The organism is Pseudoalteromonas sp. J010, from assembly GCF_003934235.1.
Classification (GTDB): Bacteria; Pseudomonadota; Gammaproteobacteria; order Enterobacterales; family Alteromonadaceae; genus Pseudoalteromonas; species Pseudoalteromonas peptidolytica.
The window spans coordinates 21,335-43,929 of sequence record NZ_RDBW01000023.1; the positions used below are offsets into that span (position 1 = coordinate 21,335).

At 41.7% G+C, this 22,595-nt stretch carries 19 protein-coding genes; 2 read left to right on the forward strand and 17 right to left on the reverse strand.

Translation table 11 applies throughout. The annotated features are described in order from the left end of the window. The first annotated feature begins 213 nt into the window (after positions 1-213). Entirely contained in the window at positions 214-3,195 is a 2,982-nt protein-coding gene (locus EAG18_RS13500; RefSeq protein WP_125252906.1) for an immune inhibitor A domain-containing protein, read from the forward strand. A 121-nt stretch (positions 3,196-3,316) separates the two neighbouring features. Here the strand turns inward: EAG18_RS13500 and EAG18_RS13505 are convergent, their stop codons facing one another. The 6 genes from EAG18_RS13505 to EAG18_RS13530 all read right to left on the reverse strand — a co-directional run bounded on the left by EAG18_RS13505 (position 3,317) and on the right by EAG18_RS13530 (position 10,932). After that, the gene (locus EAG18_RS13505) at positions 3,317-4,324 is read right to left on the reverse strand and encodes an isocitrate dehydrogenase (protein WP_125252907.1); all 1,008 of its coding nucleotides are present in this window, start codon (positions 4,322-4,324) and stop codon (positions 3,317-3,319) included. Between the two features lie 196 nt (positions 4,325-4,520). Continuing rightward, positions 4,521-6,212 (reverse strand): hypothetical protein, encoded by a 1,692-nt coding sequence (locus EAG18_RS13510; protein ID WP_125252908.1) that lies wholly within the window; start codon positions 6,210-6,212, stop codon positions 4,521-4,523. 5 nt (positions 6,213-6,217) lie between these two features. Continuing rightward, positions 6,218-6,601 carry a DUF3192 domain-containing protein gene (locus EAG18_RS13515; RefSeq protein WP_125252909.1) on the reverse strand — a complete coding sequence of 128 codons (384 nt, stop codon included), beginning with the start codon at positions 6,599-6,601 and terminating at the stop codon, positions 6,218-6,220. A gap of 574 nt (positions 6,602-7,175) precedes the next feature. After that, the gene (gene xni, locus EAG18_RS13520; RefSeq protein ID WP_125252910.1) at positions 7,176-7,946 is read right to left on the reverse strand and encodes a flap endonuclease Xni; all 771 of its coding nucleotides are present in this window, start codon (positions 7,944-7,946) and stop codon (positions 7,176-7,178) included. A 5-nt stretch (positions 7,947-7,951) separates the two neighbouring features. Beyond that, positions 7,952-9,295: a nucleotide 5'-monophosphate nucleosidase PpnN gene (gene ppnN / locus EAG18_RS13525; protein WP_125252911.1), complete on the reverse strand. Its 1,344-nt coding sequence runs from the start codon at positions 9,293-9,295 to the stop codon at positions 7,952-7,954. A gap of 104 nt (positions 9,296-9,399) precedes the next feature. Then, positions 9,400-10,932, reverse strand: coding sequence for a GGDEF domain-containing protein (locus tag EAG18_RS13530; protein WP_125252912.1), 1,533 nt, complete (start codon positions 10,930-10,932; stop codon positions 9,400-9,402). A gap of 176 nt (positions 10,933-11,108) precedes the next feature. Here EAG18_RS13530 and EAG18_RS13535 point away from each other — a divergent pair, with 176 nt between their 5' ends. Continuing rightward, positions 11,109-12,887, forward strand: coding sequence for a PDZ domain-containing protein (locus tag EAG18_RS13535; RefSeq protein WP_125252913.1), 1,779 nt, complete (start codon positions 11,109-11,111; stop codon positions 12,885-12,887). Between the two features lie 72 nt (positions 12,888-12,959). Here EAG18_RS13535 and EAG18_RS13540 read toward each other — a convergent pair whose 3' ends face one another. The 11 genes from EAG18_RS13540 to hisD form a co-directional block, all read right to left on the reverse strand. Next, the gene (locus EAG18_RS13540) at positions 12,960-13,508 is read right to left on the reverse strand and encodes a YkvA family protein (protein WP_125252914.1); all 549 of its coding nucleotides are present in this window, start codon (positions 13,506-13,508) and stop codon (positions 12,960-12,962) included. Positions 13,509-13,703: 195 nt separating this feature from the next. Beyond that, positions 13,704-14,465, reverse strand: coding sequence for a glycosyltransferase family 25 protein (locus EAG18_RS13545; RefSeq protein ID WP_125252915.1), 762 nt, complete (start codon positions 14,463-14,465; stop codon positions 13,704-13,706). Positions 14,466-14,580: 115 nt separating this feature from the next. Beyond that, positions 14,581-15,372: a dermatopontin-like protein gene (locus EAG18_RS13550; RefSeq protein ID WP_125252916.1), complete on the reverse strand. Its 792-nt coding sequence runs from the start codon at positions 15,370-15,372 to the stop codon at positions 14,581-14,583. Positions 15,373-15,763: 391 nt separating this feature from the next. Further along, positions 15,764-16,264: a hypothetical protein gene (locus EAG18_RS13555; RefSeq protein ID WP_125252917.1), complete on the reverse strand. Its 501-nt coding sequence runs from the start codon at positions 16,262-16,264 to the stop codon at positions 15,764-15,766. Between the two features lie 219 nt (positions 16,265-16,483). Further along, a complete protein-coding gene (hisIE, locus tag EAG18_RS13560) occupies positions 16,484-17,095 on the reverse strand; it encodes a bifunctional phosphoribosyl-AMP cyclohydrolase/phosphoribosyl-ATP diphosphatase HisIE (protein ID WP_125252918.1) in 612 nt (203 codons plus the stop codon). Beyond that, on the reverse strand, positions 17,092-17,865 hold the full coding sequence (hisF, locus tag EAG18_RS13565) for an imidazole glycerol phosphate synthase subunit HisF (RefSeq protein WP_125252919.1): 774 nt from the start codon (positions 17,863-17,865) through the stop codon (positions 17,092-17,094). Before hisF ends, hisIE begins: the two co-directional genes overlap by 4 nt. Further along, entirely contained in the window at positions 17,847-18,581 is a 735-nt protein-coding gene (locus EAG18_RS13570) for a 1-(5-phosphoribosyl)-5-[(5-phosphoribosylamino)methylideneamino] imidazole-4-carboxamide isomerase (protein WP_125252920.1), read from the reverse strand. The genes hisF and EAG18_RS13570 overlap by 19 nt, the downstream gene beginning before the upstream one ends. A gap of 11 nt (positions 18,582-18,592) precedes the next feature. After that, positions 18,593-19,183, reverse strand: coding sequence for an imidazole glycerol phosphate synthase subunit HisH (gene hisH / locus EAG18_RS13575; RefSeq protein ID WP_125252921.1), 591 nt, complete (start codon positions 19,181-19,183; stop codon positions 18,593-18,595). After that, complete coding sequence (gene hisB / locus EAG18_RS13580; RefSeq protein ID WP_125252922.1) at positions 19,180-20,241, reverse strand: bifunctional histidinol-phosphatase/imidazoleglycerol-phosphate dehydratase HisB; 1,062 nt, start codon at positions 20,239-20,241, stop codon at positions 19,180-19,182. Before hisB ends, hisH begins: the two co-directional genes overlap by 4 nt. Then, positions 20,238-21,305 (reverse strand): histidinol-phosphate transaminase, encoded by a 1,068-nt coding sequence (gene hisC, locus EAG18_RS13585; protein ID WP_125252923.1) that lies wholly within the window; start codon positions 21,303-21,305, stop codon positions 20,238-20,240. The genes hisB and hisC overlap by 4 nt, the downstream gene beginning before the upstream one ends. Beyond that, the gene (gene hisD, locus EAG18_RS13590; protein ID WP_125252924.1) at positions 21,298-22,593 is read right to left on the reverse strand and encodes a histidinol dehydrogenase; all 1,296 of its coding nucleotides are present in this window, start codon (positions 22,591-22,593) and stop codon (positions 21,298-21,300) included. The genes hisC and hisD overlap by 8 nt, the downstream gene beginning before the upstream one ends. Positions 22,594-22,595: the final 2 nt, after the last annotated feature.

The window sequence follows — 22,595 nt, forward strand, 5'->3', positions numbered from 1 at the left end:
AAGTGTGTCATTGAATAAGCCTTAATTAATAAATTAACTTCAGCCTACACATGATTAGATATAAATTCTACCTTTCTACCTTTCAATTGTTGAAATATTACATTTCAATTTAAAATTTATCTTCATTTGAATTTTTTATTTATATCGCTCTTTCTCTGAACAAATTCGTACAACTGCTAAACTTAACACTCTAACTCGCTTTGGAGTATTGGAATGAATATTTTCAATTTAGGTATGCTGTGCGCAATGCTACTGGTATCCACAGCCGCACCTGCGCAAGTTTTGTATCGAGATCAAGTGATTTACTGGCAGGAAAAGAAACTTGGACGAGCACTTAGTGACTATGAGCGTGGCGTGGTTTTATCCGAGTACATCAAAGGCAAGCCTATCACTCAAGATATAAAGACTCCCTATGCTATAAAAAGTGCCTTGGGAGGCGTAAGCAAACTTAGCAAGCGATATAATATAACTGCGACGACACAGGTGCTCAATGAAGCTAAAGTGCTCGCTATTTTGGTTGACTTCCCTGACTTACCTTATAATCAAAACCGACTAAATCCGAACGACACAGACATGTACTATGCAAGTTACCCCGTGTCGCACTACCAAGGGCTTTTATATTCAAACAATGGCTACTCAGGCCCCAATGGTGAAGCTCTGCAATCTGCTACACAATACTATCAAGCGGTATCAGGAGGTAGCTTTAAGATAGTGGGTAATGCTTTTGGTTGGGTCAGCGCAGAGCAGAATGCCGCCTATTATGGTAGGCAAGAGGGCAATACTCGCGATTTAAGACCCGAAGAACTTGTCTTTGAAGCTGTAACAAAAGCAGTATCTGAATTTAATATTGATTTATCTGAATACGACAAAACCGATCTCAATGATATTGATGGTGACGGCAACAGATTGGAACCTGACGGGATAGTAGACCATGTGATGTTATTCCACTCAAGCATTGGTCAAGAAGCGGGCGGAGGGGTACTAGATGGTGATGCAATTTGGTCTCACCGTTTTTTCGTCTTCGATGAAAACAATCAACCTAAATCAATCCCTAACACAAACTATAAGATTTATAACTACACAATCAATCCAATAGACGCAGCCATCGGTGTAGTTGTTCATGAGTTTGGTCATGATTTAGGATTACCAGACGAATATGACTTAAACTCCAACGACATCGGCGAGCCTGTCGCACTATGGTCGGTCATGTCTTCAGGTAGCTACTTAGGGCAATTAAGTGGTTCACAGCCAACCCAGTTTTCCCCCAAAAGTTTGGAGTTTTTACAACAAAATTACGCAGGTAATTGGATTGCGCAATCAGAATATACACTTGATGATATAAATACTGAGCAAACAATATCACTGACGGATATTGGTGTAAATGAAAGCACCACAAACCAAATTAAGATCACTTTACCTGCTGAGTTAGAGCCATTTATTGCACCACTTGATGGCAATTATCACTACTATTCAGGTCAAGGTGATAAGTTGAATAATAGTGCCAGCTTCGCCCTTACATTACCAAATGCGGCTGACATTTCGTTAACCATGTTGGCAAACTATAGCATTGAACTAAATTATGATGTTTTCCAAGTTACTATAAACGGACAACCAATCTCAGGTAACACGACCAAAGCAACGCATCCAAATTATGCAGGGATCACTAATTACATGGATGGTGAATCATCTGCATTTGGGTCAAACCCCATCACTTTATCTTTCGATCTCTCGCCATATAAAGGCCAAACCGTCACTATTGGGTTATTATACCGGACTGACGCATTTGAAACCCTCAAAGGTGTATTGATAGACAACATCCAAGTTATCGCGGACGGTGCACAGGTATACCTCAACACAGCAGAGTCAACAAACGAGCTGCAATACAGTGGCTTTCGAAAAATATCGAGATATAGAGCAAAACAAAGTAACGCATACTACGCTCACCTGCGCTCATTTAGGGGAATTGATTCGGGACTTTCGTTAACCGGTTACAACTCTGGGGTATTGTTATGGTATAGCAATAATAACGAAAGCGACAACTCCACATCATTACATCCAGGCTCTGGTGATATGTTAGTGGTTGATCAGGATCAAAACCCAATATACAAAAGCGACGGTGCTTCACTTGCCACCAGTGTCATACAAGTTAAAGATGCAACGCTTAGGTTAGATGAACAAAAGCCTGGGCTTGGCGATCAAAATCTCGCAGCTATCAGCATATTTAATGATACTCAAGATTACTCGTTTACCCAACAGAAAGAGTCTGGTGTTGTTTTACCAGCATTTGGAGTTCAAGTACTGCTAAAATCGATATCAGAGGACGCCAGTAGCGCAGAAGTAAGTCTGGTTTATACTAACGACCCTCAAATTGCGCAAGCACAATCACAGAACACCGTAACTTTTAGTGTAAAAGGGCTTGCGCTAAATGAGTCAGATACTTTTAGTTGGAACTTTGGCGATGGCCAAACAAGTAATGAGCTCTCGCCAACCCATAGCTATCAAAATACCGGGAGCTACTCTGTTTTATTCACAAGAACAAAGATTGACGGTTCAAGCTCTTCATTAAATACAATCGCTAACGTTGGTAATGTCGTCGTATTACCACTTAGTATCAACCAAATTGCCGCTACAGCTAATGGAGAGAGGATCCTCTTTAATGCTGACATCAATGGCGGAAAGCCTCCTTATCAACTTCAATGGAATTTTGGAGATAATCAAACCGCAGCTGTAAATCCGATTGAACACAGCTTTGAGTTCAGTGGCAACTACACTGTCACACTCAATGTAACAGATGCCGATGGAGCCACTGTTAGTAGTACAAAAAGTGTAGATGTTATTGTGCCTTTACAAGTAGATGCAACAGCAACAATCTCTAATTTACAAGCAAACTTTAACGCTAGCGCTAGTGGGGGGGACGGCAACTACCAAGCACAGTGGCAATTTGGTGATGGTATGCAAGGCGTGGGGTTATCAACAACGCATAGTTATGACCAAGCAGGGACGTATAGTGTGTTGTTAACGTTATCGGATGGTTTAGGCCAAAGCGTCAATGCAAACGTTGACGTCGTAGTCACAGCACCAACAACACAACCTGACACGATAGACAACACTAATGAAAGTTCATCTGGTGGTGCTATGGGATGGTTGCTCTTACTAATTACGATAGTAATGGGACTAAAAAGAAAGCAAAGTTAAGGTAGCATTATAGCTAACATAGATTATTGATAGGGAGCTATTCTCCCTATCAATGGCAGCGCTTAAATAATCCGAAGTCTGCTATAGATTTCTAAACTTCGGCTATATAAGCTAATTTATACTACAGACGCTCAATAACAGCTTGAGTAAAGTCAGTTGTACCGTGGCTACCGCCTAAGTCACGAGTAGTACGATCGCCGCTCTTAATCACATCAGCAACTGCACTGCGGATTTTTTCCGCTTTTTCTGCTTCACCAAGATATTCAAGCATTTGAATTGACGCCAAAATAACTGAAGTTGGGTTAGCTAAGTTTTTACCTGCGATATCTGGTGCGCTACCATGTACTGCTTCAAAAATAGCGGCATCGCTACCAATATTCGCACCAGGAGCCATACCAAGGCCACCAACAAGACCCGCACAAAGGTCAGATAAAATGTCACCAAATAGGTTTGTCGTCACAATTACATCAAACTCTTCTGGTGTCATCACCAACTTCATACATGTTGCGTCAACAATCATTTCTGCTGACTCAATTTCAGGGTAACGCTCACCAACTTCACGAGCCACTTTAAGGAAAAGACCTGATGTAGACTTTAGGATATTCGCTTTGTGAACTGCAGTTACTTTTTTACGACCTTCACGCTTTGCTAACTCATAAGCAAAAGTCACTATCTTTTCAGCGCCTTCGCGCGTGATTTTAGACATTGCTTCTGCTTCGCTACCGTCTTCTGATACTACTTGGCCAAGACCAGAGTACATGCCTTGTGTATTTTCACGAACAGTAATGATGTCAATATCATCGTAACGCGCTTTAGTCCCTTCAAAAGATTTAACTGGGCGAACGTTTGCGTAAAGACCAAACTGCTTACGTAATGTTACGTTGATAGAAGTAAAACCTTCGCCAACAGGTGTTGTAAGTGGACCCTTTAGCGTAATTTTATTACGCTCGATTGCCTCTAACGTTGCAGCAGGAAGTAATTCACCTGTTTTTTCTAAAGCAGCCAAACCTGCGTCTACGTATTCGTATTCATAGTCGCAACCTACGGCTTTTAAGATCTCGATAGCTGAATCGATGATGCTAGGGCCAATGCCGTCGCCACGGATAACTGTGATGGTTTGCTGTGCCATGTTTTTTCCTTTATCAAAAGTTGTGATACACCTGAAAAGAATTACAGACTAAGTCTAGTAGAAATTAACAACGGTGTACGTTCGCTTGTTTAAGCCGCGTTTTATAGCAATTAATTAGGTCTTATTCCAGTATGGAATGTAAAAACCACATACATAAGATTTATGCTTGTTATTGATATTATTTATAGAATAAATATCACTCAATAGCTGAGTAAAAACCAACCTCAAGTAGTGCTGCATTAAAATTCTGTGCATTTGCAAAGTGGCTATCGGACAGTATTTGATCAATCAATTGTTTTTGCCACGCCGTAGGAACAAAATTAGGAGAGATAACACTTAACACTACTAGTTTGATAAAAGTAAAAAGCTTGCATTGCGTATTTGCTTGGGATTTCTTGAGTGTTTCACTGTCTAGCATCGCCTTATGTAGGATGCTTTTATCAAAATAATAATGATTAAATTCAACAAATTTGTCTTGTGCCAACGCTCTAACGCCAAACAAATTGGCCACTGATATCTGCGCTTCTGAGAAATCTCGGGTATGTAATGCAGTGGTATGTTGGATCTCTACGCCTTGCTTCAGCACCAAAAATGCAATGACTGCGGCAAAAGGAGAGAGTAACCGCTCAAATTCTTCACCATAACTATCACCTACGTACAAAGCGATAACTTGACTTATCACTCCATACTTATGAAGTACATCATCGGTGAAAGGCGTTTTGTGACGGGCAATGATTTGTTCTAACAATACTCGCTGTGCTAATAAACCGGCAGCATCTAGACCCACCATCGCCAGTGAATGTCGTACCGAAGCGGCTTTTAGATTTTCTCGATTATACTGTTTTGCCGCAACTTGTAACGCTAGAGAAACTGACTCGAATTCACATACCAGCTTTTCTAATGACCGAATGCTTTGAAATTGACTAAAAGAAAGAGCCTTTACCGCCTCTAGCAAATGCGTGTTATCAACACCAAAAGAGGTGGGCTCTGGTGCTGGTGCTCTGTCCCAAACATTGTATAGCAGTTTAGCATCTGAGCTAAACGTAACCCCACAGCGAAAATCAAACGCTCGGCTGGCTTTGGCAAGCTTTTTAGCTTGTCCATTATCAATAATAGCGATGACTTTCTCTTTGTTACATTGAACGACTAAAAGTCCTAGCTCTTTGTTTATGTCACATAATAATCCTGCTGGATGTTTTACCATTGCGTCGGACATTGCGGATAGTACTTTAAGCGCGTAGTGATAGGAAAGCCGAGCATAAAGTAGCTTTATCGCCTTATCGAGTGGAAAGGCTGGCTGTTGCTTTGTTGGCGTGATTAAACTAGCTAGTCGATGCGCTAATGCCACTATCAAAGAAGCATGATCATTAAAACGCTGTGGCGCTTTTGAGATGAGCTTGCTGTCATAGCTTGAAAGTCGCGATAAGACACGAAGACACTGTAGGTCTGGTGTTTTCCCATCACTGAGGATCTGGACTGCCACGTGGTGCCTAACTTTCCAGAGCTTATCTTGCTGGGGATTCAATGGTTTCCCACAAGCTAATTGATCACTCTCTCGCGCCACACATAAATAGTCGGCAAAACTGGCAAGTAATAGTTCCTCAGTGATTGCTCTTGAATAGCGCAAACTGTGACAAGCCATACAAATTAGCACATTTTGATTAATTACAAGGTTAGTGTTGTAGCCTAAGTTTTGAGAATATAATCCAAGCTGAGCGTGCATGCTACTCGGTGAATGTTCATAGCAGTCCATATATAGTTGTGCCAGCTTTACCAGAGTAGGGTATATCGACGACCAACGCTCCTTTTGGTAGTAAAGCCGTAATACTTTATGCGTTCCTTGTGTCAAAGCAAATAGCGTTTTACTTGTTACGATCCTAGATTCCATTAACTCTACACTTTATCAAAGGTCACTCTGGCACCTGGGCCCCAAAGCGTCAAAACACCATTTTCAAACAGTAAACCGGTACATTCATCTTCGGTGGTGATACCATCAGGTTTAACCAGCTGAGTCCGATAAAAAACAATTTGCACGACGGTGTTATCTGCTCTTTTCTTCACATAGGTTAAATCAGGACTACCGAGTGTATCCAACACAACATCAATATTCACGGGTTGTTCTAGACTTAAATTCCCGATAAAACGATTATTAAAAGCCTCTCTGTCTTGCCATATCATTGCCTGAGGATCATCTTTGTAGTAGTTAATAACAAGAAAGACCACAGAAACGTATACCGCAAGGCCTAGAAATATGTACTGTAAAATCTTTCTAATCATCTAACTGCTCAACAAAAATGTATAATCACCAACATACGCTACGTACAGAGATTAAGATATTAACATGCCGTTTCGTCTTAACAGATAATCTGCTCAATACAGACTAACTAAACAACATGATGTTCGGATAATTTATGCCTTTCTAGCAGCCAGTTTTCACGCTAACTGCGTTGAATTCATTTCCAATAGCCAGCCATTGGCGCTTAAATTCTTCTTACCTACAACATGTAGGAGCCTTAGCGAGAGCGGGACGCGGAAGCGATGTTTCGCAAAAACTCTCTCACTAGACAAGTGAAAAAACAAAACTGTGCTTTAGCAACAATGAGTTAGAATATTCTTTATCCAAATTTCAGGTTAAACAATAATAAATGCAAGGTTTTCTTTAAAAACAATAATTTATAAAGAAAAACATCTTAATCTTTAGCTAATATATCAAAGGTCTTAAGAAATACCTAACGCTTGAGAAAGAATGCAAAACGACACGGTGATGTAGCAATATTTTGCACGCTGGACTTTGGTCAAAATGGCTCCTTTACGCCACCTAGCTGCACAATTTATATTTCCATTTATATTACTATCCAACTCTAATATCTTTAAGACTAAACCCTATCTCGATATCTTTTCTTAACGTGACCAATGCCAGACTAGTAATATAGTTTTCAACACCTGCTTCAAGCTTGGCTTTAACAGCGGGCTTTATCTCATCATCTATAAGCATATCATCAAGACGACTGTGCTTTGCTAATAGCTCCTGCGCTGTTTTCACACCAACCCCAGTCACTCCAGGAATATTATTGGTTTTGTCACCACTCAACGCCCAGAAGATTTCAAGCTTGTTTTGTGTAACTGAGAATCGGCTTTTAATGTCTTCAAGAGAGATTGTTGACTTTTTAAAGTAATCATAAATAGCAATTTCCTCACTAATTAAGGGGAGAAAGCCTTTATCTGTGGAAACAATAACCGCGGAGACATTTGCTTTTGCCGCCTTCGTTGCTAATGTAGCGATAATGTCGTCGGCTTCATCATGTACCGGATTAAAACACTTAACACCGACATTAGTAAATGCAGTGGCGAATCTGTCGAGATTGCTGCTTAGCGACTCGGGCATGGGCTGTCGGTTTTCTTTATATTTTGAGTAAAAGTGATAGCGCCAGCTTTTGTCGCCATCAAATACAGCCACGGCATGGGTCGCAGCTGATTTCTTAAGCAAGCTTCTTGCGGCTTGCTCTACCCTCTGACAACAGGCTGTAATGTGCGCCTGTTGATGTTCGCTGTGCTTTGGTTCGTTAACAGCATAAATGCGCCTAATCAAGTTAAGCGCATCAATTAACAACAAATTTTTCATTCAATTTAAGCTTTAATTTTATAACAAGGTATATACTTGCTTCCCGGCAATTTCATTCGCCCTTGAACAACAAACGCCCCCAGCAGTTTATCCATATCAGCCATAAGAGACTTATCTCCAGTTAACTCATAAGGTCCATGTTGCTTAATTGCAGTTATCCCTTCATCTTTCACATTACCCGCAACAATGCCTGAAAATGCGCGCCTCAAATTAGCGGCAAGCTGCTGTTTTGGCTGTGCTAGATGCAGGTCTAGCGCGGACATATTTTCATGTGTTGGCGCAAAAGGATGCTGAAAGTCATTCTCAATTTTAAGCGTCCAGTTGAAATAGTACGCATCACCTTGTGATTTACGATATTCGCGAACGGTTACCATCGATGCTTTAAGCTTTTTAGCCACTAGCTCAGGATCATCTACAATGATCTCAAACTTAGACAATGCTTCCTTACCCAAGGTTTTTTCAACAAACGCACTAAGTTCCTCAAAGTAGGCAGCTGACTCTTTTGGACCTGTTAATATAACCGGAAGACACTGCTTCTCATTATCAGGGTGCAGTAAGATCCCAAGCAGGTACAGTAGCTCCTCTGCGGTTCCAGCACCACCAGGAAAAATGATAATGCCATGTGCAACGCGGACAAAAGCTTCAAGGCGTTTCTCGATATCCGGCAAAATAACTAATTCATTCACTATCGGGTTAGGTGGCTCTGCTGCAATGATGCTCGGCTCTGTTAGGCCAAGATAACGATTACTTGAGACACGCTGTTTAGCATGACCAATCGTTGCACCTTTCATTGGTCCTTTCATCGCACCAGGCCCACAACCGGTACAAATATTTAACCCGCGAAGCCCCAACTGGTAGCCGACCTCTTTGGTGTATTTATACTCAACTTCATTGATAGAATGGCCTCCCCAGCACACAATCATATTAGGATCTTTGTTCACCTCTAACGCATCTGCGTTTCTGAGCATATCGAACACCATGTGTGTGATTTCAACCGGGGTTTTATTTTCACCATGATATTTTTGACAGATGAACAGAATGTCCCTGATTACTGAAAAGATATGTTCATGAATACCAGTAATAATCTTGCCATCAACAAAAGCTGACTCTGGAGGGTTATTCAGCGCAATTTTGATACCACGTTCTCGAGCAAGCAGTTGAATATCAAAATCTTCATATTTATCATAAATTTCAGAGCTAGAGTCAGTATGACTGCCAACGTTAAGTACAGCTAATGCACAGTTTCTAAAAAGCCTATATCTTTCACTGGTGGTCGACTGCTGTAGCAAGTCAACTTCTAATTTTGATAATAAGTTAAGAACCCCTGTTGGGTTTAGCTCTATTTGCATAGGCTTACTCCTTTTTGTTGTGCGAATAGGGTAGTGCTAACTTCTTACAAATTATCCATATTTAATCGCACCACCATTTCCTTTCAACAGCCCAAAGATTTGTGTTATTTGAAGCACAATCTATCACGGCCACTATTTTTCGCGTCATATAGTGCAGCATCAGCTCTATCGAAGGCACTCAAAGTCGTGTCTCCTTTTTTAAACTGTGTTGCACCGAGAGAAATTGTAATTTCAACTTGCTTTTCTTTGAATTTAAACGGAATAGATTTTACAACTTGCCTTACCTTTTCTAGCGGCTTTTGTGCCTGGCTAACTGGCATTCCAGGCATCAATAAGACAAATTCCTCACCGCCATAACGAGCAATAAAATCGCTTTTACGGATCGACTTTTTCAAGGCTCTGGCTATCACTTGCAAGGTTTTATCGCCAGCACTATGTCCATATTTGTCATTGATAGATTTAAAATGATCAACATCAATCACAACGAGCGTAACTTCGGTGTCATTGACTTCAAACAAGTGCATTTCATGGGTCAAACGCTCATCAAATGCAGCGCGGTTCGGCAACTTAGTAAGGCTATCGAGTAAACTTTTAAATTTTTGCTCACTCAGCCGCTTTTGATAACTCGACACTTTCGCTTCGAGCATATTAATACGATTATTAATCGCATCGAATGAATCAAGAAGTGCATCTCGCTCATTTTTTTCCAGCTTTTCTCTAGCTATTAAATCTGCGCTTAATAACTTGAGCTCATTATCAACTAGCGCCTTTAGTGCAGTAATAGAACTTGCATTTTGAGTTTGCTCATTGAGATTTTGAATTTTTAGCTCAATCTTACTGTTCAAAGACTTTAATTCTTGTGATGCTGATTTAGACCGAGCTGTTGTTTCAACAATAGAACGATGCAACTCTTCTAAAGTCTGATTTAATGAAACTAAAAAGCCCTGCGCAGATTGCCGCTCTCGAGCAATGGTCTGAGCAATAATTCTAATTATTTCGGTTGCTGCGCTGTATAGGTTGTCTAAGGTGTCATCCTGAGCGACTCCCTCTCTGATCTCTTTTACTTTGTCGACAGCATCGTCTTCAAAAATAAGTTCGTTGATTAGCGCTTGCAATTCTGCCGCGAGTTGAGGCTGACTGCTCCCTGCGGCAACATCATTGACTTCTGTTTTTGCCTGCAACACAGTTTGATAGATTGAGACTAAGGTCTCTAGTGCTGGAAGATATGCGTTCGTAGAACTGATGTCCTGTAATTCAACGTCTAATAAGTGTCTCAGTTTTCGGCGTGACTCATTTGGTACACCTTTGAGCTTTTGCAAGAGTTTACCACTGTGGCGGATTGAAGCTTGTAACGCCTTTTGGTTCGTAGAGTTTATGGCTTCCTGCGCTTTTAATGGTTCCGATATACCGTCAATAAAGGGAGCAAGCTGCTCAAAGTCAACACCTTTATTGAGTGCGATACGAAACTTAGCTAGCTGATTGTCCAGAGAAACATCCTGCCCCTTACAGGCAAGAGAAAGCTTTGCAGCAAACTGAGTTAATAGCTCTACTTGTTGTTTTCTTGCGTCCTCAAGCGTCTTTCTTGCTTCAATGGCTTGTTTTAACTTTTGCTCGAGCATTACGGCGTTATCAGTCACAGATTTCCAGTTATGATTTGATCTCTTAGATACTTAGTCTACAACAAATTTAGCCAATATGCGCATAAATTTATGGCTGTAACATGTCCGACTTTGCTGTTCACTCGTCGATATTACTTCGCCTAGAAGGTCTTGATTTGATAGATTAATCGTATTCATAACTGACATTTAATACGATGAAAAAAAGCCTAATAGCACTTGCTTGTATTACCGCACTACACGCTCACGCCGACGTCAACTATCAAGTCACCATCACGCAGCCGCAGCATCACTTAGCTGATGTCGAAGTGACATTCCCGCATTCAACACAAACTAGTATAGATGTACAGCTTCCGGACTGGCGCACCGGGCGTTATGAGATATTGAATTTGGCAAACGGCATTCGTTTCTTCGCCGCAGAAGGACACGATGGAAAGGCTCTAAAGTGGGAGAAGATGGATAAAAACACGTGGCGAGTACATCTATCTGAGCCGACAGAACTGAAAGTACAATACCAAGTATATGCAAATGAACTCGGTCTTCGGGCGAGACATATTGATGACACCCATGCGTTTATTGATGCCTCCGGGTTCCTTATGTTCAGCGAGTCTTTTAGAGCAGAACCCATAAAGATCGACTTAGACGTACCAATGGAGTGGCGTTCAGTCTCAGGTATGGACTTTGCCGATTCCAAACACAGCTTTAAAGCTGATAATTATGACATTTTACTTGATTCTCCGATTGAAACCGGTATTAACCAACTACATAAGTTCCAAGTAGATGGTCGTCAGTACGAATTGGTAATTTGGGGGGAGGGGAATTACGACGTTGATCTGATGCTGACAGATCTGAAAAAACTGGTCAAAACCGGCACTCTCATATGGCATGACTACCCTTATGAGCGCTACGTATTTATGGTTCATGCAACGAGTGGCGCTCGTGGTGCCACGGAGCACCTAAATTCGACCATTATACAAAGGCACAGAGATAGCTTTAAAAACCGTGATGATTATATCGGCTTTATTTCAACCGCAGCGCACGAATTTATTCACACTTGGAATGTTAAAAATTACCGTCCTGCTGGTATGGTTCCGTATGATTATGTTGCTCCAAATTATACTGATCTGTTGTGGTTGGCTGAAGGTTCGACAAGCTATTTTGAAGACTATTTGCTACTTAGCGCAGGAATAACCACCAATGATGAATATCTCAACATGCTGACCAAGCGCGTTAACCGTCATCTTGACACCCCGGGGCGTCAGGTGCAATCTGTTGCCGCAAGCAGCTTTGATAAATGGATAAATCAAGGTGGCGATCATGGTGTTAACTATAGCACCAACATCTATTCAGAGGGGGCATTAGTCTCGATGGCGCTGGACATCGACCTAATTGAGAAATCAAATGGAACAATAAGTTACCGTGACGTACACAGCCAGCTATATAAACAACATAAATTACCTAATAGCTTTACAAGTGAAGACGTCAAACGCATTTTAAAACAATTGACTGGACGAGATTATCACACTTGGTGGGTCAACCATGTGGATAAACCAGCGAACATAGACTTTAATGCGTTATTCGACAAAGTGGGATTAGAATATAAGCATCCCAAATCAGCAAGTGTGATAGCTAAACTTGAAGGAAAAGCAAAACAACAAGGTGAACTTCTGAAGCTGCTTCATGTGGCTAGAGATGGTAACGCTTGGCAAGCCGGACTTACTGCTGGAGATCTAATCGTTGCCTTTGATAAGCACCACGTGAGGGATAGTTTATCGGCAAGCTTAGCGCATTTTGTACCTGAACAAACGGTGAAAGTTGATTTTATTCGTAGGGATAAATTAATGACTACAGAGTTGACACTAAACCGTGGTTACGACAAGCCTAAAAAAATCACATTCACTGAAACACCATCAGCAAAACAAGCCATGCTATACAAAGCTTGGATGGGCGTCGCACACCCTAATGAGAAAAAATAGCTAACAACAAAAAGGGCTGATAGWTATCAGCCCTTTATAATTTCTACCTCAGTAAAAAATACTAGGCTTTTACTACATGATGCGAGAGAAGAATCGAGAGCGATTCTTTGAACGACCTCTACGCATAGAAGAGCGGATCTGGGAGCGAGTACCAGCTAACCAACTTTCACGGTCAACCTTTGCAGCATCGCCACGTCTTGCTTCCTCCGTTGCACGGAATCCACAAAACTCACGATACGCTTTTAAATCTAGAGATAATTCTTGCAGCACCAGCTCAATCATAATTGCATCGTCAACATAACCTAATACCGGAATATGATCTGGCACCATGTCTTCAGGCTCGCTGAAATAAGCTAGCGACGCCATAATCTCACGTTTTTCGTCATCAGGCATTTGCCATTCTTCGTCTAATACAGCGTCAATTAACGTCTGTAATGAAATAAGACGAGTGCTCACAAACTCAGGAAGGTTGGATTTTTCCATCGTTGCGACTAAATCGCGTGCTTTTGATATAATTTCAGCATCGCTTACATCACCACTTTTTTCAATAGCGGCTTTCATCATTCCACGGAAGTGTTCAAGATCTGAATCAGAGAGTTCAAAGTTGATTTCTATAGACACGTCTGTGCTCCCTCAACGTTGTTATTATTAACGGTTTAAGCAAAAAGTTAAACTTATTGCAATAATCTAAGATACTAGCACATCTCAATCAGAAGTCTTCCCATAAATTACACTTTTAACACGAATTTTTCTCTATTACGTACAAGTATAAAACCCATTGTTCAAAAGGCGTACAACGGCTTTCGAATCATATAACTAGAAGTGTTGTTGATAGCGTTTAAGAACCAGCCCGCGATAAAACTTGTTTTGTATAAACTTATTTATCTGAAGCAATTGTTTGCGCCAAAAATACCGCTTTGATCCTGTAACACTTGGAGCTCTATCTATGGTACTCGCAAACTTTTCACCATGGCTAACAGGACAAGGGCTCATTACGAATACACTTAGATCTTTTTCCCAAAAATGTTGATAATCAATATCAATCGGTCTGCCGAAAGGAATTGATTTGGATAATATTTTCTTTGCTCCTTTGAGACTTACAAGCTGGGCAACGGTTCCGGCAGGTACCTTATTTTGCATAAATAACGATAACGATTTATTTAGAGGAAAACTTGCAATCGGAGTGCGTTTGTTCTTCTGAGACTGGAATAGCTTGATCATATCCCAATCAAATGGCAATGAAGCGATCAGTTGGTCAATCTGTGCTAAGTCGTCGTGTAGTTGGAAATCATCTTCAAAAATAAAAGCATAGGGCAGTTCTAACTCAACAATTTTGCTTAGTACTTTTATATGACTTAAATAACAGCCTATCTCTCCTAACGTTAAAGGCCGGAAGTATTGCTTAGCGTTTTTTAACTTACAATAGCTCGTATTTAAAACGTCTTCGCTCAACTCTGCACCTTTTACAGCGCTTATCCTTTCAAAGGGTAGTGAGAACTGATCAAACTGGAGAGTAGATTCCTTGAGTCTATCAGTGCAAGAATCTAAATTGATGAGAAAAATATTCGGTTTGGTCATGATAAGTCTTAAATCCGCTAACTAATTACATTTTGAGTGTGCGGCTTTTGTATGACAGTGAAATGACGAAACTCTTACATAGAGTAGGGTATCAACCCTACTCTATAGGGCAGTATTACCAATCACTCGCAGCTGAGCAATAACTCACTGCAGTCTGACGGTCTTCCRTTCTGTTATCATGGCGACTTGACATACCGATGATTGCACCATTACCACCTAATGTCCAAGGTTGGTCGTAACCTGTGTATTGTGTTGTAATACATGATTCAGCGAATAGTGCAGCGCCTGTACTAGAGGTTGCCATAGATGCGCAATTAAAGTTAAACAAACGGTCTTCGGTGCCATTATCGTGACGGCTTGACATTCCGACAAAGAATTGACCATTAGGACAAACAAAGTTAAACGCTTGATCATATGAATTTACGTAACCGCTCCACTTTGTCGTTTTACGATAAATGCGACTACCGCTATCCGTTGTAAATTTTGCACAGACTAAGCTAAAACGTCTGTCTTCTTGTTTATCTTGATGGTAGCTTGAAATTGATTTAATAAACATATTACTTGGACAAGTGTAAGTAAATGCTTGGTCAAAATCATTTAAATACCCCGTATTGAGTTCACTATAAACACGTAAGTTACCACCAGCTAGCGCTGAAAAATCACTGGCAATTTCTGTGCGCTCAGTTTTTGCTAACTTAGTCTCAGTAACGTCATAACCTGAAACATCGTTATTAGTTTCTATTAGCACAATTATCTCATCTAGATTCTTAGCTTGAGAAGCGGGGATCTCATATACACTGCCATTTACTGTATACTCAAATGGCTTAGCTTGTTCATTAGCCGAAGCAGGGTTACAAAGCATCGCAACAGAGAGGGATAGAGCAGAAAACTTTATCAATGTGTTCATCTTAATTCCTTTAAAAAATAGTAGTTAATTTAGTGCTAATAAAAAAATAGCAGCCAAATTAAATGCTACTTTTTTTTAATAAACAAGCTTTTTATTAACACATAAAAACCAAAGAAATGCATAATAAGCATCAATTAAATATAGACTGTTGCAGATCCCAACTCCGCTCAAAATATATACTGCTTATTTTTTCTAAATTTTTATCTCGTTACACCACAATTACTATTCACTATTTTCATATAAAAGACGCAACGCGAAATGACATTAGAATCGAGTAAAGCAACAATGAAAAATTTATTAACGCTCAAACAGACAAAGTGAAGTGGATTGCAAAAGAGGAATACTAGGGGAGACGGTAGAAGAAGCACAACGCTTCTCCGTATTTTACATCTTATTTTTCAGTCACATTAAACGTAACGATCCATGGCGTGACTTTGTCGAGGCCTTTGCCTAGTTCAATTGCAATTTTGCTAGTAGAGTTCGGTGACATAATTTGCGTACGCATTAGCTGGCCACTCTTTTGGCTATCACCAACCCAAGAGCCATCTAAACATTGCTTTGCGAGACTCTGCGCATAGTTATGGATTTTTACCGCGTTTTCATATTCCTTGAACTGCTCAGAACAGGTATATTTTGATTTTCCAGAAGCGCTTTCTATGATTTGGCATTTATTGCCAACTAGATGTGCCTTGGCCTGCCAGGAGTTGATAAACTTTGCGCCGACTTCAGCACCTTTAAGCACAGAAAACCCATTGGATGACGCACTTAAAAGTGCATTAAGTTTCTCGCAATTAGACATATCATCGAGCTTCTCTTGTTGCTCAGGGGTCAATGTTGAACATCCAGCAGCTGTCAACCCTGCCAGCATTAGACCAAGTAATCTTGTTTTCATAAACCGTTCCATACTGTTCGCAATCGCACCGTTAAAGTTAGACTAATATTTTGCCACTGCATAGTTATAAGACTATGAGAAGTTTACCTTATTTATATGAACAGGTGTTGATCTAATTACAGATTTATCCCGATTGTGGTAGGTTGGCTTGTTACTGCACGATGTCTGGAACAAGCCAACGAAAAGATAGGCGTAAGGATTACTTACCCAAAGGGCAAATTACTTATGCCTATCTTTGAGCGTATTGACCACATCACTGAGCGTAAGCCCTTGTCTCTGTAATAAGACAATAAGATGATACAGTAAGTCTGCGGACTCATTGAGCAACTCTTCATTGTCATTTTTCATCGCAGCCAGCGCAACCTCAACTCCTTCTTCTCCAACTTTTTGGCAGCTGCGGCTCAAATCTTTTGCAAATAAAGAGGCGGTGTAACTGCTCTCCGGTGAGGCATTTTTTCTTTGTGCAATTACACGCTCAAGCTTTCCTAAAAATGCAAGCTGTGGCATGGTGTCTGCGAAGCAGCTTTCGCTACCTAAATGGCAAGTTGGACCTTGCGCAGTGGCGTAGATCAGTAAACTGTCTTTATCACAATCTGTGTGTACTTCTACCAACTCTAAAACATTGTTTGACGTTTCACCTTTTGTCCACAGGCGTGATTTGGAGCGCGAATAAAAAGTAACAAGCCGTTTGTCTAATGTAACCTCAAGGGCATCTCTATTCATAAAGCCCTGCATTAATACTACACCTGTCAACGCATCTTGCACTATTGCTGGTATAAGTTCGGATTTTTCGAAATCCACTTCTGCCATGTTTTGTTTATTAATTATCATTGTCGTGCTGCCACATCATTATTTATTAAAAACTGCTTGAGCTTAGGAATTTCGATTACACCTTTGTGAAATACACTTGCCGCCAAAGCTCCATCAACATTCGTTTGTGTAAACACATCAACAAAGTCCTGCATGCTGCCTGCACCGCCAGAGGCGATAAGCGGCACTTTGCACAGTTCTCTGATTGCGCTGAGTTGCTCTATATCATAACCATTACGCACACCGTCTTGGTTCATACAGTTGAGCACAATTTCTCCCGCTCCGAGCACTTGTACTTGTTTCACCCATTCTTGGGTTTTGTATCGAGTCCGACTTGCGGCGTTCGGATCGCCTGTTAACTGGTACACTAAATACTCTTGGGTTTGCTTATCATAGAAACTGTCTATACCAACGACTACACATTGTTTGCCAAATTCGTCATGCAACTCTTTAATAAGCTCAGGACGCGCAATCGCTGGGCTGTTAATAGAAATTTTATCTGCTCCTTGCTCAAGCACCCGAGCGGCGTCCGCCACCGACTTAATTCCACCAGCAACACAAAATGGAATATCGATATGCCTGGCAATCTCAGCGACCCAATTTACGTCTAATAAACGCTTTTCCACACTGGCGCTGATTTCGTAAAACACCAATTCATCAGCACCTGCGGCGCTATAACGCTCCGCAAGTTCAAGAATATCCCCAACGACTTCATGACCTTGAAATTTTACGCCCTTAACAACTTGGCCGTCTTTTACATCTAAACAAGGAATTATGCGTTTTGATAACATGCCAGTGCCTCCTCAACGCTAAATACACCCTCAAGCAGTGATTTCCCGAGTATCACTCCACCCACTTGTTGTTTGGCAAGACGGGCAATATCATCCAGTGAGCTTACGCCTCCAGAAGCCTGAACTTTAATTATGCTATTGTGCTTGGTAATATCGTCATATAAAGAAAAAGAAGGGCCTGCCATAGTGCCGTCTTTACTGATATCCGTACATAAAAAATCTACTACCCCTTGCTCAACATAAAAATCTAATAACGCAAACAAGTCAGTTTTTGCATCGTTAAGCCAGCCGTGAGTAGCAGGAGACCAACCACTTTCAGTTCTATTAACATCCAGTGCAATAACAAATCTATCTGCACCAAACTCTTTTATCCAAGTAGCAACTTCTTGCTGCTTTTCTACCGCCATCGAACCGATTACGACCTGAGCGGCACCAGCTTCAAGCCACTGCTTTACATCATCAATACTGCGAATACCGCCCCCTATTTGAAACGGAACAGACAACGCTCGAGTCGCGGCTTGGATGGTGCGCCATTGCTTTTTGTTCGGATCTCGCGCCCCTTCCAGATCCACTAAATGTAGCTTGGTTGCGCCAGCATTTTGATACTCAAGCAAACGTTCTGCTAAATCAAATGGGTAAAACTGCGCGGTTTCATATTTGCCTTGATACAAACGAACAATATTGTTCTCTAATACATCTAAAGCGGGAATAATCATTGTTCGTCCTTTTAAATTTGCCAATTAATAAAGTTTTGTAAAAGCTGTGCACCGACTCTGCCGCTGCGCTCTGGGTGAAACTGCATGCCGGCATAATTGTCGTTTGCAACAATCGCAGAAAACGCTTGACCGTACTCACCCGAAACCAATGTCGATTGATTGATGGTATGCGCAAAACTGTGCACAAAGTACACTTGGTCTTGTTCGCTGAGTCCTGCAGTGAGCGCGTGAGACTTCACCACACGAAGATTATTCCAACCCATATGCGGCGCTGTTAAATCATTGGTCTCCAATAACTCAACCTTACCCGGAATGCGACCTAGGCAAGCTACGTTGCCTTCTTCAGTCGATTCACAAAGCAGCTGCATCCCTAAGCAAATACCCATCAAAGGCCTCTGATAGTCAGCTATTGCCTCCGTCCAGCCTTGTTCATTTAACCGCTTCATTGCCACATTGGCGTGGCCTACACCGGGTAGAATAGCGCGTTCAAACCCAGATAATTTCTCCGGTGTGGTGATCACTTCTGGTGTGACACCAAGGCGCTCAAATGCAAAGCGCACTGAGTTAATGTTGGCACAACCGGTATTAATAATTGCAATCATAAACACCCCTTCGAACTTGCCGTTTGCTGCGACGCATCCGTTGCAATTGCCATACGTATAGCCCGTGAGAATGCCTTAAATAAGCCCTCAACCTGATGGTGTGCGTTGCCTTCACTTACACTCAAGATTAAGCTTACCGCCGCATTATCTGCAAAAGACTTGAAAAAGTGTTCAACCATTTGAACATCCAAATCACCGACTTTATCTCTGGTGAAGTTGGCATTCAGTACAAAAGAAGCGCGTCCAGACAAATCCAGTTGGCACTCTGCCTTACACTCATCCATAGGCAATGCAAAGCCATAGCGAGCGATTTGTGACTTGGTGCCAAGCGCAGTTCTGAATGCTTGACCAAGGGCAATACCTATATCTTCGACTAAGTGGTGCTCATCTATGTGCAAATCCCCTTTGGCTTGAATATATAGGCCCAGATTAGCGTGAGTTCTTATTTGATCTAACATATGATCAAAGAATCCAAGACCCGTTGAAATCTCGCCATTGGCTTGTTGATCTAAATTTATCGCTACCGAGATCTGAGTTTCTTTGGTATTTCTGACAATTTGTGCACTGCGATTTAATGTGGTTAATTGCGTTACAATCGCAGGCCAGTTATTTTCATAGAGAATACCTTCGATACACAGATTTTCAGCTAGCTGAATATCGGTTTGTCTATCACCAATAACAAATGACTTGCTCAAATCCACTTTACCAGAGCGCATTAACTCCGTGAGTAACCCAGTTTTAGGTTTACGACATTGGCAGTTATCCTCATCAAAGTGAGGGCATATTAACACCTCTTCAAAACGGATCCCTTGACTAGTTAGAATTTGCATCATTTTATCTTGAGGCGCATCAAAATCTGCTGTGGGGAAGCTCTCAGTCCCAAGGCCGTCTTGATTCGACACCATCACCAGTTTGTAGCCAAAAGCTTGCAGCGATAGCAGCGCTGGGATCACATTCGGCAACAATGCCAGCTTTTCAAGGCTGTCGACTTGTTTGTCAATCATTGGCTCTTCAATAATGGTGCCGTCACGGTCTATGAATAAATATGGGGCGCTCATGATACTTCCTCAGTGACTTGGCATTGTTTCAGCCAGGTTTCTACTTGTTTTAGTTCTTGTTCGTTGCCGATGGAGATCCGCAACCAATTGTCCTCGCCAAATAGCACAAATGGGCGCATTATTAAGCCTTGGCGCATCGCTTGTTGTACAAATTGCTTGTCGGTTAGCTGCAAAGTAACAAAGTTGCCTTCGCCGCATAGTATTGCGTTTACGAACTCGCTGTTTTGTAGCCATTGTATAAGCTTCTTTTTTGCTAGGTTCAAAATAGAGACTTGACGGCGCATCTGTGTTAGCGCATCAGACGTTAGTGCAGTTGCTGCAATTTGCGCTACTACCGTTGAAACAGGGTAGGGTGCGATAACTTTTCTGATCGGCGCTAATAGCGATTCACTTGCTAACATAAAACCCACACGAAGCCCTGCTAGTGCGAACGCCTTAGATAACGTGCGTAGTACAACGACATTAGGAAATGTTTTGATAAGCTCTACGCAACTCTTGTCTTCACAAAACTCAATATACGCTTCATCAACGACGACAATCGCACGGCCTTTAAGCTTATCAGCAAGAGCCGCGACTTTGCGTATTGGTTGTAATGCTCCTGTAGGGTTATTTGGATTACACACAAATACGAGTTTAGCTTCACCAATTGCGGGGAGTAGTGCGTCCGTGTCCTCATTGGCAAGCTGCTCTTGACTTAATTCGTTAATGGCGATGTTATGTGTATTCGCCGTGACTTTGTACATACCGTATGTTGGCGTAAAAATCGCAATACTGTCTTTACTTGGCTCACAGTAAGTTCTTACCAAAAGCTCGATCCCTTCATCGGCACCACGAGTCATCAATACATTACTTTGTTCAACTTGTGCGTAGCGTGCATAACCCTCGATCACAGCTTCTGGTTGTGGATCAGGGTAACGATTTAAGTTATCAAAACGCATTTCAAGTAAACGAGTGTAAGGACTTTCGTTGGCGTTTAGCCATGTGTTCCCTGTCAGTTTTTCACTTTTTGCAGAGCTGTAGGCTTTCAACTTTTCTATATTTTCGGGTAGTGCAATATTAGTCATTATTATTCTCCAGCCTTACTTTAACGGCATTTGCGTGTGCGTCTAACCCTTCAGCTTGAGCTAAAGGTAGAATGGCGGAACTCAAACCACGCAGACCTTCCTTAGTGATGGTTTGTACAGTGTAAGCCTTGTAAAAATCCATCAAATTTAAACTTGAGTAGGTTTTTGAATAACCGTAGGTTGGCAATACGTGATTGGTACCAGACGCATAATCACCCGCAGATTCTGGCGTATAGTCTCCAACAAACACTGAACCTGCATTTTTCACAAGTGGTAAGAAGCGCTCAGCCTCCCTAATCTGTAAGATAAGGTGTTCAGGCCCATACTCTGCCGATATTTCAAACGCTTGCTCAACACTCTCGACTAAAATCAGCGTGCTATTGTTAAGTGCGGCTCTGGCGATATCAGCGCGACTAAGGACTCTTAATTGGCGTTCGATCGCAACTTCGGTGTCCTTAATTAACTGAGCCTCGGTCGCTAACAAAATAACTTGAGAGTCTTCACCATGTTCTGCTTGAGAAAGCAGATCTGCGGCAATAAATTCAGGGTTCGCGCCCTTATCAGCAATCACTAACACCTCGGACGGACCCGCAGGCATATCAATTGCCAATCCAGGTACTGATTGACAAAGCAGCTGTTTTGCCATGGTGACAAAACTATTACCTGGGCCAAATATCTTGTTCACTTTGGGCACACTATCTGTGCCTAAGGCCATCGCGGCAATTGCACCTGCACCACCACATTCAATAATATCAGTAACGCCACAGAGTTTAGCCGCGTATAAAATCGCAGGGTTTATCTGACTATCACCTTTGACTGGGGTTGCTAATACAATTGTTTTCGCGCCGCTTAGCTGCGCACAAACACCTTGCATTAATACGGAAGAAGGCAGCGGCGCGCTTCCACCTGGCACATATAACCCAACCGCTTCGATCGCTTGAAATCTAAGTTCACAAATAACACCCGGTTGAGTCTCAATCTGCTTACTTTGAGGAGTTTGCAACTGGTGAAACCTTTTGATGTTGCTGTATGCCTGATCAATGGCGTTTTTCAGATCAGGTTCTAAAGCAAACTCACTTTGTATGATTTCTGAATCTGATACTCTTATTCTTGGGCTGATACGAGCATCAAACTGCTCTGCGTAGCCAAGCAGTGCTTTATCACCATTTTTCGCAACATTATCGATGATACTCTCAACCGCCGCCTTTACTTTATCACCTACTTTCACCGCTGGGCGACTCAAGCATTCGGCTCGCTGAACACTCGTAGCTGACTGCCAATCAAACATGC

What these genes read in the sequence shown, in the direction of transcription:
- EAG18_RS13500 (WP_125252906.1), top strand. Translation starts at nt 214, where the DNA reads ATGAATATTTTCAATTTAGGTATGCTGTGCGCAATGCTACTGGTATCC.
- EAG18_RS13505 (WP_125252907.1), bottom strand. Translation starts at nt 4,324, where the DNA reads ATGGCACAGCAAACCATCACAGTTATCCGTGGCGACGGCATTGGCCCT.
- EAG18_RS13510 (WP_125252908.1), bottom strand. Translation starts at nt 6,212, where the DNA reads ATGGAATCTAGGATCGTAACAAGTAAAACGCTATTTGCTTTGACACAA.
- EAG18_RS13515 (WP_125252909.1), bottom strand. Translation starts at nt 6,601, where the DNA reads ATGATTAGAAAGATTTTACAGTACATATTTCTAGGCCTTGCGGTATAC.
- xni (WP_125252910.1), bottom strand. Translation starts at nt 7,946, where the DNA reads ATGAAAAATTTGTTGTTAATTGATGCGCTTAACTTGATTAGGCGCATT.
- ppnN (WP_125252911.1), bottom strand. Translation starts at nt 9,295, where the DNA reads ATGCAAATAGAGCTAAACCCAACAGGGGTTCTTAACTTATTATCAAAA.
- EAG18_RS13535 (WP_125252913.1), top strand. Translation starts at nt 11,109, where the DNA reads ATGAAAAAAAGCCTAATAGCACTTGCTTGTATTACCGCACTACACGCT.
- EAG18_RS13545 (WP_125252915.1), bottom strand. Translation starts at nt 14,465, where the DNA reads ATGACCAAACCGAATATTTTTCTCATCAATTTAGATTCTTGCACTGAT.
- EAG18_RS13555 (WP_125252917.1), bottom strand. Translation starts at nt 16,264, where the DNA reads ATGAAAACAAGATTACTTGGTCTAATGCTGGCAGGGTTGACAGCTGCT.
- hisIE (WP_125252918.1), bottom strand. Translation starts at nt 17,095, where the DNA reads ATGATAATTAATAAACAAAACATGGCAGAAGTGGATTTCGAAAAATCC.
- hisF (WP_125252919.1), bottom strand. Translation starts at nt 17,865, where the DNA reads ATGTTATCAAAACGCATAATTCCTTGTTTAGATGTAAAAGACGGCCAA.
- EAG18_RS13570 (WP_125252920.1), bottom strand. Translation starts at nt 18,581, where the DNA reads ATGATTATTCCCGCTTTAGATGTATTAGAGAACAATATTGTTCGTTTG.
- hisH (WP_125252921.1), bottom strand. Translation starts at nt 19,183, where the DNA reads ATGATTGCAATTATTAATACCGGTTGTGCCAACATTAACTCAGTGCGC.
- hisB (WP_125252922.1), bottom strand. Translation starts at nt 20,241, where the DNA reads ATGAGCGCCCCATATTTATTCATAGACCGTGACGGCACCATTATTGAA.
- hisC (WP_125252923.1), bottom strand. Translation starts at nt 21,305, where the DNA reads ATGACTAATATTGCACTACCCGAAAATATAGAAAAGTTGAAAGCCTAC.
- hisD (WP_125252924.1), bottom strand. Translation starts at nt 22,593, where the DNA reads ATGTTTGATTGGCAGTCAGCTACGAGTGTTCAGCGAGCCGAATGCTTG.